A 13,434-nucleotide genomic window follows, 5' to 3' on the forward strand; every position below is an offset into this window, starting at 1 on the left:
ATTAAAAAGTCGGACTAAAGCCCGACTCTAATTATTTTTATTTAATAAAACTTGCCCAACTTCTCTTGAAAGGAAGTAAAAAATCTGAAAGATAATTCACATAAGTATCTTTAGAAAAATCGAAAACCTCCACTTCGTCAGAAATTTCACCATTTCTTACAGCACTTCTAAAATCTGTAAGTTTTAGGGTTTTAATTTCACCATTTTCTCTGTAACAAGCCTTCATTCTATCAAAAATTCCCAATTGATAAGTAGCTTCTATCTCTCTCATTAAACCATTAAGAGAATCCATAGAACAGCCAGAAGCTTGTACTTTTTCTTCATCTACAGTGATGACAATGAATTGTTTGTAATCTATTTTAAATGAAGACGTTAATCCTTTTCCGTGAGCGTTCCAAGTGGGAAGAAAATCGTATAATTTTTCTGTAATTTCTTTTACTTCTTTAGCGGTTAAAGCTCTTGAAGCAGGATAAATAATGACTTTAAAATCATTAGTTTCTACTATTGTTGATTCTTCTATTTTCATAAAACTGTTGGATGTTAGATGCTGGATGATGGACGACTTCTAATATCTAGCATCCAGCAAAATTCTATAAATCTTCTGCTTCTGCAATCAATTCTACAATATCTTTTACTTCTACTTCTGTATTTTTATTAAAGTGTTTTACTCCATCTGTCATCATCGTATTACAGAAAGGGCAGCCTGTTGCAACTACGTTTGGCTGTAAAGCTAAAGCTTCTTCTGTTCTTTCGATATTAATGTCTTTATTTCCTTTTTCTGGTTCTTTAAACATTTGTGCTCCTCCTGCTCCACAACACAATCCGTTAGATTTACAACGTTTCATTTCTACTAATTCGGCATCTAATTTTTCCAGCAAAATTCTCGGTGCTTCGTATTCGTCATTAGCTCTACCTAAATAACAAGGGTCGTGGAACGTGATTTTTTTACCTTTAAAATTCCCTCCTTCAATTTTCAATCTTCCTTGTTCCATCAATTGTTGAAGCAATTGTGTATGATGCATCACTTCGTAATTACCACCCAAACTTGGGTATTCATTCTTCAAAGTATTAAAACAATGCGGACAAGCCGTTACGATTTTCTTTACTTCGTAAGCATTTAGAATTTCGATATTGGTAAGTGCCATCATTTGGAAAACAAATTCGTTTCCGGCACGTTTTGCAGGGTCGCCAGTACAAGATTCTTCTTGCCCCAAAACAGCGAATTCTACACCAACTTTATTCAAAATTTTAGCAAATGCTTTGGTAATTTTTTTGGCTCTATCATCAAAACTTCCTGCGCAACCTACCCAAAAAAGAACTTCTGGAGATTTCCCTTCGGCAGCATATTCTGCCATTGTTTTTATTTTTAAATCCATTTTATTGTAAAATGTATTATGTATTAATGTAAAATGTATTTTAAATATTTTCAAGAAAGTACATTGTACTTTTTACTTGAATACTTTATACAAAAATCTAACTTTCGTTTGCCCAATTTAATCGGTCTGCTTGGTTGTATTGCCAAGGCGCAGCGTTGTTTTCAACATTCGTCATCATCATATTAAGTTCTTGTGGCGCAGCAGATTGTTCCATTACCAAGAATCTACGCATTTCAAAAATTATTGATAATGGGTCTATCAAAACCGGACAAGCTTCTACACAAGCATTACAACTTGTACAAGCCCAAAGTTCTTCTTTGGTGATGTAATCGTTCAAAAGTTTTTTGCCATCATCTATAAATTTTCCGTTTTTGTTGATATTTTTACCTACTTCTTCAATTCTGTCTCTTGTGGACATCATGATTTTACGTGGTGAAAGCTTTTTTCCTGTAATATTTGCCGGACAAACAGCAGTACATCTTCCACATTCTGTGCAGGAATATGCGTTTAATAATTGAACTTGATTCAAATCAAAAACATCTTCAGCTCCGAATTTCGCTGGCGCTTCTGCTCCTTCTGGTTGAGCAGCGTAAGGATCTGCATTAGGATCCATCATCAACTTAATTTCTTTGGTTACAGAATCCAGATTATTAAATTTTCCTTTTTTCTCCAAATTAGAATACCAAGTGTTTGGGAAAGCAAAAATGATGTGTAAATGTTTAGAATAATAAAGATAGTTCATAAAGAACAAAATCCCAACAAAATGAAACCACCAAGCTGCTTGTTCTATGAAATGGAGTGTTTCTAAACTAAAATTTTTAAAAAAGAAAAATAAATGTTTTGAAATTGGAAAATTATTTGTGAAATGCTGAACATTCCATTGCGCATCGGCGTAATAATCTGCCGCATTCATTTTGAAGAACGCCATCATCAAGCAGAATTCTATCACTAAAATCCAATTGGCATCGTGTTTTGGCCAACCTTTTAATTCAATAGAGCTTAATCTAGGGATTTTAATACCATTTCTTCTGATGAAAAATGCCACAACTGCAATTACTACTAATGCGGCTAAAACTTCTAGAGTTGCTGTGAAAATTCCATAAAAAGTATCTCCGAAAATGGTTGATAAAAATCTATGAGTACCGAAAATTCCGTCAACAATTATCTCGATTAATTCAATATTGATAATTACAAAACCTACGTAAACAAACAAGTGAAGAATTGCCGCAACTGGACGTTTCTTCATTTTGCTTTGCCCAAGAGCAACTTTCGCCATTACTTTCCATCTTTCCAAAGGATTGTCTGAGCGATTAATTTCTCTTCCTAGTTTTATATTTCTGTAGATTTCTTTAAGACTTTTAAAAAAAAGCCCGAAACCTGCTATCAATAAGAGAAGGAATAAAACATTATCTAAATATTGCATGCTAAAGTTTTTGTTTCCCTCAAAAATACAATTTTTATTTTTTACCGAAAACAGAAATATTTATGTAACGCTTAGGATTTTCTTTAATGTCTTTAATTAAAATATTGAGATTGTTAGAAGTATCGCTCAAATTATTGTAAAGCGCTTCGTCTTTTGCCAATTTACCTAAACTTCCCTTTCCATTTTCAATGCCCGCAAGTACATCGTTAAGCTTACCAGAAACTTCAGACAATTTTTCTACGGTTTGATTAAGTTTTTTAGTATCAATATTTTCGGCTACTTTACCATATTTATCTACCGCTACTTTAGCAGATTTCATGGTTTCGTTTGCATTAGAAACTACTTCTTCAATTCCTTTTTGATTGTTAGAAATAAGTTTGTTTGTATTATCCGAAGTTGCTTTAAAAGATGCTACCGTTTGATTAAGACTAGACAAAAGCATTTTGATTTCTCTTCTGTTTTGTTCGTCTAGAATTTTATTAGTAGAAGCAATAGCAGAATCTACTTTTGTTAAAACACTTTGTAATTGGTCTTTTACAGGACCTACTTGAGACGAAAGACTATTCATTAAAGAAGATTGATAAGCGCCTTTTAATGTATCTCCATCTTTTGCCAACGGAGCATTGTCGTACACCAAATTAACTCTCATTTCTTTGCCAGACATAATACCTGGTTCAAAAATTTCAGCTTTAGAACTTTTAGAAAAATGATATTCTTTATCTACTAAAAGCTTTACCACAAAATACAATTTACCATCTTTGCCTGTCTGAGGAATAATTTTTTCTACTTGTCCTACTTTTAAACCGTTTATAGAAATTGGATTAGACTGTTCTAATCCTTCTACATTATCAAACTTTGCGTAATAAATATTATCTGTTGTAAAGAAACTTCTACCTTTCATAAATTGGAATAGGAAAAAAAATCCTACAATTGCTAATAATGCGATAAGCCCTGCTTTTATTTCTCTTGTAAATTTCACTATATTCTTTTTATAATGCGCAAATATACTACTTTTAAAAATTATGTTTTGTTACAAAATCTACATATTATTATTAAAAAAAGCGACTTTCAAAAAAAGTCGCTTTTAAAAATTCTATAAAATTCAGATTATTTTGCTTTAGAAGCTTTTTCCCAAACTTCAATTCTATAATCATCAATTTTTGCATTATCTTGTAAACTCTTCATTAGAGATTGACCAAACATCTGAGCATTTTGCTGTTGCATTGCTTGCATAATTTGTTTTACATCTCCTGGTTGTTTGTTTGTAGTTACAGATTTTTTAGTAACAACATAAACCCCTGTGAAACCTTCTACCGGAGCAGAAACTTTATTATTAGCAATACCAAATGCTGCACCTGCTACTTTTGGTTCCATACCACCTCCTACATTTGGAGAGAATAGATTCACTTGTGCACTTTGCTTAGTTGTTCCAAATAATTTTGCTACAGCATCAAGATTTCCTGCTTTTGCAGCATTAATTTTCTCAATTATTTTTTTAGCTAAAAGCTTATTCTTAACAATTGGTTCTATTTGTTCTCTAACAGATTCTGGGTCTGCAATACCAGCTTCTTGTTTTCCATTTAGATATGCTACAATATAATCTCCGTTTCCAGTTGTGAAAATATTACTATCTCCTTTATTTCTTTCTCCATTAAAAGCCCAAGCTAGAACTTCTTCGTCTTTATCTGTTCCTAAACCTGAAATCTGCCCTTGGAATCTCAATAAAGATTTTGGATTTTGGAAATTGTAATTTTTCTTTTTAGCCGCATTAGAAAAATCGTTAAAGCTTTTCCCTTGTATAGATTGTATAAATGTATTGGCTTCAGTATAAACTTTGTTTTCAGTCTCTTTAGAAGCTTTAATATCTTTTGCTAAGTTCGCAATTTTATAAACCGGCATTTTGTTTTCAATAACAATTACGTGATAACCAAATTGAGTTTCCACAACTCCTACAGCACCTTTTGGAGCAGTATTTACAAAATCTTGAAAAGGTTTAACAAATTGTTTTTGACCAGGTAAATTCCATCCAACAATACCACCTTGCTGAGCAGAACCTTTATCTGAAGACTCTGGTAAATATTGTTGAAAAGAGGCAGGATCTGCTTTTACTTTTGCAGCAATTTCATCTGCTAATTGCTTAGCTTGTTCTTTTGTTTTTGTAATACTTTTATCTTGCTTAGCAATATCACTTCCTACAAAAGAAATTAATATATGTTTTGGTTGAGTAGCTTCACCCTTGCTCACCAATTTAGTAACATAATATTTATCTGAAGACTTATAAGGCCCGAAGAATTGACCTGGAGCAGCAGATTTCACAAAACCTTGAGCTTCTTGAGGCACTTCTTGGTCTGAAACATAACCATATTTAATTTGAGCTTCAGAATTCAACTCTACAAACATAGAATCGCTTGGCGTATTTTTAAAACTTTCTAAACCGTTTCCGTTATCTACTCCTACATTGTATAATTGATTAATTTCTTTAAGTACCAAAGCATCATCCGCAGCACTTGGCTTCGCAGGGAAAAATACAACACCTAAATTTCTTGTAGCTGGCGACTTAAACATCACAGGATGTTTTTGAATATAATCTGCCAAATCTTTTGTAGTAACTGTTACAGGATTTTTAGCAGCAAAAGCAGCATAATCTACTTTTACAAAATCAATATTTGCTAACTGGTCTCTTTGTTTGATAAGTTCAGAAGCTTCTTTTTTATTTGCAGTAACGGCAGATGAAACATTAGCAAAAAGTTGTCTTGCCATCATTCTATATTCGATAGATTTTTTAACTTTCAACCACTCGTTGTATTGGTTTACATCTTTTTGTTGTAATTCTTCAATCTGTTTTTTAATTTCAGCTACCTTAAAGTTTCCTTTCTCATCATAATTTTGAGGAGCACTTTGTATAGAAAACATTGGATCGAACTGAAGTTGGCTCCAGAAAATCTCATCGGTAAGTTTTAAACCCATTTTTTCAAACTGCTGTTTGATAAGTTTAGACTGTACCAAAGTTTGCCAAGCTTGTTCTTCCAAACCTTGCTGTGGACGCCCTTGAGACTGTTGTTGCAACAAACCTAATTGGTCATTAAATTCATCTCTTGTGATTTCTTCACCATTTACCTTTCCTAAAATATTGGGGTCTTTACCAAACATTTTGTCCATACTATCAGGATTTACCAAAAAAGCTAAAAGCGCTATGAAAATCATTCCTAATAATAACCAAGGTTTCTTTCGTATTGAAGCTGTAATTGACATTTTATATATATGTATTTAAAATCAGTGTGCGAAAATACACAATTTTAATATAATATAGAAATTTTATCACTCATTTTCAAACCTATAAAAAGGAAAAAAAGGAAAATTTGTCAAATTTAACTCTTGGCATAACTATTGCGCCATTATACAAACCAAGTATTACAGCATAGACAAATTAATTTTTGACTATAGAAATCGTATACTTTTGACTAAAAAATGACAATTTGTCATTTTTAAAATTTTTACAATTATGATTGAAATAGAAGATATCGCATTTGAAAACTTATTAGAAGATGGCTTCAGTATTGTAGCAGAAGAAGACACTACAGAAACCTCTCAAGAAAAAGCTCAAAATATATTCCCAATACTTCCCGTTCGAAATATGGTTATGTTTCCACGCGTAGTAATTCCTATTACTGCCGGAAGAGAAAAATCTATCAAATTACTCGAAGATTCTCACAAAATTGGAGACATGATTGGCGTTGTAAGTCAAAAATTTTCTAATCTCGAAAGTCCTACAGAAGAAGATTTGTACCAAGTAGGAACAATTGCTAAAATTATCAAAATTATTAAATTACCAGACGGAAATATCTCTGCAATCACTAGAGGAATTCAAAGATTTAAAGTAAAAAACTACGTCCAAACAGAGCCCTATTTTTTAGCAGAAATTGAAAAATTAAAAGATTCTTCCACCAAAAAGAAAGAAGAATTTGAAGCTTTAATAGACAACATTAAAGACTTGGCTATCAAAATAATAGAACTAGACCCAAATATCCCAGGAGCTGCAAATTTCGCCATTAGAAATATTGATAATCCTAAAGATTTACTTAATTTCATCTGTACCAACGGAAATTTTGGCTCAGAACAAAAACAAAAACTTTTAGAAGAAAAATCTTTGATGAATCGTGCAAAAAAATGCTACGAATTAATGCACGACGATTTCAGAAAATTAGAATTAAAAAACCAAATTCATCAAAAAACTTCTAAAGACCTTGACAAACAACAAAGAGAATACTTTCTAAATCAACAAATTAGAACCATACAAGAAGAATTAGGCGGCGGAACAGAAACTGATATTGAAGAGTTAAAAGCAAAAGCAGAAAAAATCTCTTGGAACCCAGAAATTGAAGAACATTTTCAAAAAGAACTGAAAAGATTACAACGCCATAATCCTAATGCTCCAGATTATAATGTACAGAGAAATTACCTAGATTTTTTTACAGATTTACCTTGGAACAACCTCTCAAAAGATATTTTTGACATTCCAAAAGCGGAAAAAGTACTCAACAAAGACCATTTCGGACTAGAAGACATCAAGAAAAGAATTTTAGAACACATGGCTGTTTTAAAACTCAAAAAAAACATGAAGTCTCCAATTTTATGTTTAGTAGGGCCTCCAGGAGTTGGTAAAACTTCTCTAGGAAAATCTATTGCTGATGCTCTTGGCAGAAAATATGTAAGAATGAGTTTGGGCGGTTTGCACGACGAATCTGAAATCCGCGGACATAGAAAAACCTATATTGGTGCAATGGCAGGAAGATTGCTTCAATCTATAAAAAAAGCAGGAACTTCTAATCCTGTAATTGTTTTAGACGAGATTGACAAATTAGGACAAGGCATACACGGAGACCCAAGTTCTGCACTTTTAGAAGTTTTAGACCCTGAACAAAACAATAATTTCTATGATAATTTCTTAGAAATTGGTTACGACTTATCAAAAGTGATGTTTATTGCAACTGCCAATTCACTTTCTACAGTTCAAACTCCGCTTTTAGACAGAATGGAAATCATTCAACTTTCTGGTTATACCATCGAAGAAAAAGTAGAAATTGCAAAAAGACACCTTATAAAAAAACAAATGGAAGAAAATGGTTTAACACCAGATTCTTTCAAACTAGGAAATAAAGAAATTGCACACGTTGTAGAAGCGCATACCAGAGAAAGCGGCGTAAGAAGATTAGAAAAACATATTGCAAAAATTGCACGTTGGGTAGCTTTACAAATTACCATGGAAAAAGATTACAATCAAAAAATTTCAATTGATAAAATTGATGAAATTTTGGGTGTCCCGATTCCAAAAAATTTTTCTGAAATGACGGATGTTCCAGGTGTGGTAACAGGCTTGGCTTGGACTTCGGTTGGTGGAGATATTCTTTATATAGAAAGCATTCTTAGCAACGGAAAAGGAAATCTTAGCATGACCGGAAACCTCGGAAATGTAATGAAAGAAAGTGCTACTTTATCTTTAGAATACATCAAAGCAAAACATAAAGATTTAGGAATTGACAGTGAAGATTTAGAAAAGAAAAACATCCACGTTCACGTTCCTGAAGGCGCAACTCCAAAAGACGGACCAAGTGCCGGAATTGCAATGTTTACGTCTATGGTTTCTAGTTTTACCAACAAAAAAGTAAGACCACACATCGCAATGACAGGAGAAATAACACTTCGAGGAAAAGTTTTACCAGTTGGCGGAATTAAAGAAAAACTTCTTGCCGCCGTAAGAGCAGATGTAAAAGAAGTAATATTGTGTGCAGACAACAAAAAAGATGTAGAAGAAATCAACCAAAAATATCTGAAAAACATGAAAGTTCATTATGTAAAAACAATGAACGAAGTGGTAGAATTAGCTATTGAAAAATAACGACAAAGCAAAATTTATACAAAACCTCATCTATTTTTGGTGAGGTTTTATTATTTTTAAACAAAATTTAGAAAAATGAAACCGCTGTCTCTTCCTTTCATATCAAAATTAGCTTTAGCCATTATAAGCATTATAGGAATTGGATATTTAATTAAACTAGGAGAAAGCATACTTGCTCCTTTTTTTCTTGCCTTTTTATTAGCTCTTTTATTTTTGCCACTCTCTAACTTTTTAGAAAAAAAACTATGGTTTCCACGTTCTGTTTCCACCATATTTTCTTTGCTCATTTTGCTTTTCACTATTTATGGACTTTTCTATTTTTTTGCGACACAACTTTCTAGTTTCAGTAAAGATTTACCGCATCTGGAAAGACAATTTACCGTTCTTTTTAACGATTTACAAAGATGGATTTCTAAAACATTTGATGTAAACACCAACGAACAATTCAAATACATGAACGAAGGTCTCAACAAGTTACTTTCTTCATCCGGAATTATTATTGGTTTCACTTTAAGCGTTTTCTCATCGGGATTAGGATTTCTGTTTTTCTGTGTTATCTTTTTCATCTTTATCTTAAATTACCGAAGAATTCTCAACCGTTTTATTGTAAATGTTTTTGATGAAAAACACAAAAGTAAAGTTGAAGACACTGTTTTGGCAGTTCAAAATATGATTAAACAATACATCACAGGATTAATTATTCAAATCATTATTGTTTCTGTACTTACATCAATTTCATTAAGTATTCTCGGTATAAAATACGCAGTTCTTTTGGGTGTTCTCACAGGAATTTTAAATGTAATACCATATTTGGGAATTTCAATTTCTGCACTTATCGCTTGTTTTATTTCATTTGCAACGGGCGAAGCTTCTACCACAGTTTACGTTTTTTTAGGATACATTGGCGTTCATGTTATTGATGGAAATTTAATTCTTCCTTTTGTTGTAGGTTCTAAAGTAAAAATTAATGCCCTTTTCTCTTTTATTGGAATTATTGTTGGCGAACAATTTTGGGGAATTGCAGGAATGTTTCTTTGCATTCCGGCTTTAGCAATTTTGAAAATCATTTTCGAACGTGTAGAAAATCTTCACGCTTGGGGGAAACTTCTTGGCGAAGACGAAAAACCTCTCAAAAAGAAAAAAAGAATAAAAATCTCCGAATCCATTACGATAGAAGAGAAAAATTAACTTCAATTATTTTACAAAATACTGTAAATCTGAAACTTGTATTGAAAATCAACTTTACAAAAACTAAAAATTTCATTTACAAACTTTACAAAAAATTCCTTCTGAACTTTGAGTATCAATAATCTAAAACCTCAAAGTTATGAACTCAAACCTTAAAACTGCGGCATTATTCTTCGCCGTAACCATTAGTGTAATTGCGTGCAAAAAAAGCGAATCTTCCGAATACGGAAATCCAGAAATTTCAGATAGTTCGTCTGTTGCTATTTCATCAGACAGCATTTCTATGGCTGCAACTCAAGAAGTAGAAGGCAAAAAATTCATCAAAACAGCTCAAGTAAGCATGGAAGTAAAAGATGTTTACCAAACTACCATTGGCGTTGAAAAACAACTGAAAGAAATGGGCGGCTTTGTAACGAAAAGCGAATTGCATTCTAACATTATTTCCGAAGAAAATTTCCCAATAAATGATAACGAAGCTAAATTAGTGAGAGAATTCGGGCAAGTAAACGATATGGAAGTAAGAATTCCTACTGTAAAATTGGGAGAATTTTTAGAATTTGTAAATAAATCTAACCTGTTTCTTCATACCAGAAATATAACCGCAGAAGATGTTTCTGCAAATATTATGATGGCAAATTTAGAAGAAAAAAGAATGAAAAAAACGGAAAATAATATTCAAAAAATTAAAAGTAATGCCGAAAAAGTAAACTTAGCAGACAATAATCTTTCCGAACAAAACAACCAAAAATTAGCAACTTACAACCTTAGCGATAACCTGAAATACAGTACTGTAAGTCTTTATTTAAAAGAGCCATCTACCAGAATTTCTACAATTGCGATTACCAATACCAAAAACTTCGACAATCAATATCGCTACAATTTCTTTTACGATGTTAAAAATGCAATTATTAAAGGATTTTATTTAACTCAAGAAATTATTGTAGGATTATTTACCATTTGGCCTCTCATTTTAATTATTGGAATTAGTTTTTATTTCTGGAAAAGAAGAAAAACTAATTCAAAAGAAATAAAACTAGAAAATCAAGAATAAATTCCCCTTCTCGCAGATTCGGCTAATTAAATAGACGAAAATTGGCAAAATCTGCGAGAATTTTTAAAAAAAAAAATTTGTGTTACAAAATCAAAACTTTCTCTTCAAAATCTCTGGTTTCTTTTCGTACAAATGCAAAATTAACTCACCGAAAAGCGTATTAGCCCAAGCAAACCAACTTCTGGAAAAATATTTCGGATTGTTTACATCAAAAGATTCGTGGATAAAACCAGTTCCTGCGTGAGTATTTTTTATAATTTTTAAACAATAGAAAATTTCTTCGTCATCATCCGTTGTCAAAGCTTGCATAATTAAACCAAGAGGCCAAATTTTATTTTCGCCAACGTGAGGGCCGCCAATTCCTTTTGCAAATTTCCCTTCATTAAACCAAGGATTGCTTTTGCTCAAAGAAAATTTTCGGGTATTTTTATAAATTTCATCGTGATAAGAAGTATATCCCAAATAAGGAATCGATAGCAAATTCGGAACATTGGCATCGTCCATAAAAAGAGCATTCCCGAAACCATCAATCTCTAAAGCGTAGATTTTACCAAAATTTTGATGCTCAAAAACTGCATAATTCCTAATCGCACCGTCCACTTCATTAGCCATTGCAGTAAATTGACTATCAATATTTAAACTAGGAAATTGAGTGGCGAAAATTTCAGAAATTTGTCTTAACGAAACTACCGCAAACATATTTGAAGAAATTAAATACGGATAAAAAGTAGCATCATCAGAAGGACGAAACATAGAATGAATCAGTCCGTTTTTATGAGTAGGATTTCCGTAACCACTACCAAATTGTGTATCGAGAGGATTTCCGTTGCCTCGCTGAAATTTATAAGGACCTTTATTTTCTTTTCGTTGTTGTTCTCGGAAAGTTTTCAGAATCAAAAGCATGGCATTTCTCCAATCTTCATCAAAAATAGAAGCATCTCCCGTTGTTTTCCAATAATGATAAGACAATCTCATCACATAACACAGAGAATCTACTTCCCATTTTCTTTCGTGAACGCCAGGTTTCATTTCGGTAAAATCGTTTTTCCACTCACTAATTTTCTGATTATCATCATAAAAAGCATTAGCATAAGGATCTAGCAAAACAAATTCTACTTGTTTGTTAATTACACCTTTTATTAAATTTTTGAGTTTTTCATCTTCTTTTGCCAAACTCAAATAAGGAAAAACTTGCGCCGAAGAATCTCTCAACCACATTGCATCAATATCACCTGTAATAACGTAAGTGTAAGGTTTTCCGTTTTTTTGATAATAATTAACGGTAGTATCTAAAGTATTGGGAAAACAATTTTCAAAAATCCAAGCCAACTCTTCGTCAGCAATAGATTTTTTAACTTTTTTGATGGCATTTTCTACCGATTTAGAAACAAATTTTCTTTTGGAAAGTTCAGGTCTTTGAGAAACAAAATCATTCAATTCAAAAAAATTGAAACTTGTTGGCATCATTGCGAAGCCAAAACCAAGACTAGAATTCTTGATAAATTTTCTTCTGGAAAGCATTTTATTTTAACTAAAATTTATTATTTAAAATTAGTAAAATAAAACTGAATCGTAGTAATTTTACTTTAAAATTAAAACCATGAAAAATACTTTCACAATCATCTTTATATTTCTATTTTGCTTAATATTTGGTCAAGAAAAAATAAAAATTGTTGACTCCGAAAACAACCAGCCTATTTCTTATGCAAAAATATTTTTCAAGGGCAAAGATTATTATAAAAATTCTGAAGAAAACGGAGAATTTACACTCTCTGAAAACGAAGAAATTGATAAAATAGAATGTTTTGGATATGAAGATTTTTTAGTAAAAACTTATCAAAATGTTTACTCATTAAAACCAAAGTATAAGGATATTGAAGGTGTAGAAATAATTAAACAAAAAAATCAAAACTCATTTACTTTAGGTAAAATAATTAGAAGCACCAATCATTCTTTTCTTGCATCAAAAAACACTTGGACTATTGTAGATTTATTTAAAAACGATGAAAATACCTTACAAAAAGCATTTATTAAGAAGATAAAATTTTTGAGTAAAGTTGTTGATATGAAAACTCCCGCAAAAATCAATCTCGTCTTCTACAAAAATGAAAATGGAAAGCCAAGTAATGAAATTTGGAAAAATTTTGTAGTTTCATGTGAAAAAGGAAAAAAGATTAATGAAGTTAGTTTTGAAAAAAATCCTATTCTATTTCCTAAGGAAGGCATTTTTATCGGTTTTGAATGGATTATTAATGAAGAAAATTCTTACACCCAAAAAGTTACCTATGATAAAAAAAATTTAAGAAATGAAACTTTTATAAACCCAGAAATTTACTGCCAAAAATCTGAGAAAAATGAATTGTATGTTAAAATAAAATCAATTTGGATGAAGATTAATCAAAAAGAAAAATATAATCATCTTTCTATTGAAATAGACCTCACAGATTAAAATCATGTTAAATAGAGTCTCTAAATTTTTAGGGACTTTTATTTTTCCGTA

Annotated in this window: 10 protein-coding genes; 4 read left to right on the forward strand and 6 right to left on the reverse strand. The window is 31.6% G+C overall.

Annotated elements, in window-relative coordinates; genetic code table 11:
• Window positions 1–37: 37 nt before the first annotated feature.
• The 5 genes from QM746_RS01195 to QM746_RS01215 form a co-directional block, all read right to left on the reverse strand.
• Entirely contained in the window at window positions 38–526 is a 489-nt protein-coding gene (locus QM746_RS01195; protein WP_374364954.1) for a hypothetical protein, read from the reverse strand.
• Between the two features lie 64 nt (window positions 527–590).
• Window positions 591–1,376 (reverse strand): (Fe-S)-binding protein, encoded by a 786-nt coding sequence (locus QM746_RS01200; protein ID WP_414982542.1) that lies wholly within the window; start codon window positions 1,374–1,376, stop codon window positions 591–593.
• 97 nt (window positions 1,377–1,473) lie between these two features.
• On the reverse strand, window positions 1,474–2,799 hold the full coding sequence (locus QM746_RS01205) for a 4Fe-4S dicluster domain-containing protein (protein WP_414982543.1): 1,326 nt from the start codon (window positions 2,797–2,799) through the stop codon (window positions 1,474–1,476).
• A 34-nt stretch (window positions 2,800–2,833) separates the two neighbouring features.
• On the reverse strand, window positions 2,834–3,778 hold the full coding sequence (locus tag QM746_RS01210; protein WP_414982544.1) for an MlaD family protein: 945 nt from the start codon (window positions 3,776–3,778) through the stop codon (window positions 2,834–2,836).
• Between the two features lie 128 nt (window positions 3,779–3,906).
• The gene (locus tag QM746_RS01215; RefSeq protein ID WP_414982545.1) at window positions 3,907–6,051 is read right to left on the reverse strand and encodes a SurA N-terminal domain-containing protein; all 2,145 of its coding nucleotides are present in this window, start codon (window positions 6,049–6,051) and stop codon (window positions 3,907–3,909) included.
• A gap of 250 nt (window positions 6,052–6,301) precedes the next feature.
• Between QM746_RS01215 and lon the strand changes: the two genes are divergently transcribed.
• The 3 genes from lon to QM746_RS01230 all read left to right on the forward strand — a co-directional run bounded on the left by lon (window position 6,302) and on the right by QM746_RS01230 (window position 10,934).
• Entirely contained in the window at window positions 6,302–8,695 is a 2,394-nt protein-coding gene (gene lon / locus QM746_RS01220) for an endopeptidase La (protein WP_414982546.1), read from the forward strand.
• Window positions 8,696–8,770: 75 nt separating this feature from the next.
• Window positions 8,771–9,883: an AI-2E family transporter gene (locus QM746_RS01225; protein ID WP_414982547.1), complete on the forward strand. Its 1,113-nt coding sequence runs from the start codon at window positions 8,771–8,773 to the stop codon at window positions 9,881–9,883.
• Window positions 9,884–10,022: 139 nt separating this feature from the next.
• A complete protein-coding gene (locus tag QM746_RS01230; RefSeq protein ID WP_414982548.1) occupies window positions 10,023–10,934 on the forward strand; it encodes a DUF4349 domain-containing protein in 912 nt (303 codons plus the stop codon).
• A gap of 90 nt (window positions 10,935–11,024) precedes the next feature.
• Here the strand turns inward: QM746_RS01230 and QM746_RS01235 are convergent, their stop codons facing one another.
• Complete coding sequence (locus QM746_RS01235) at window positions 11,025–12,455, reverse strand: glycoside hydrolase family 125 protein (RefSeq protein ID WP_414982549.1); 1,431 nt, start codon at window positions 12,453–12,455, stop codon at window positions 11,025–11,027.
• A gap of 79 nt (window positions 12,456–12,534) precedes the next feature.
• Here QM746_RS01235 and QM746_RS01240 point away from each other — a divergent pair, with 79 nt between their 5' ends.
• Window positions 12,535–13,383 (forward strand): hypothetical protein, encoded by an 849-nt coding sequence (locus tag QM746_RS01240; protein ID WP_414982550.1) that lies wholly within the window; start codon window positions 12,535–12,537, stop codon window positions 13,381–13,383.
• Window positions 13,384–13,434 lie beyond the last annotated feature (51 nt).

Origin of the sequence: Cloacibacterium sp., assembly GCF_047601505.1 — a bacterium.
Lineage (GTDB): Bacteria > Bacteroidota > Bacteroidia > Flavobacteriales > Weeksellaceae > Cloacibacterium.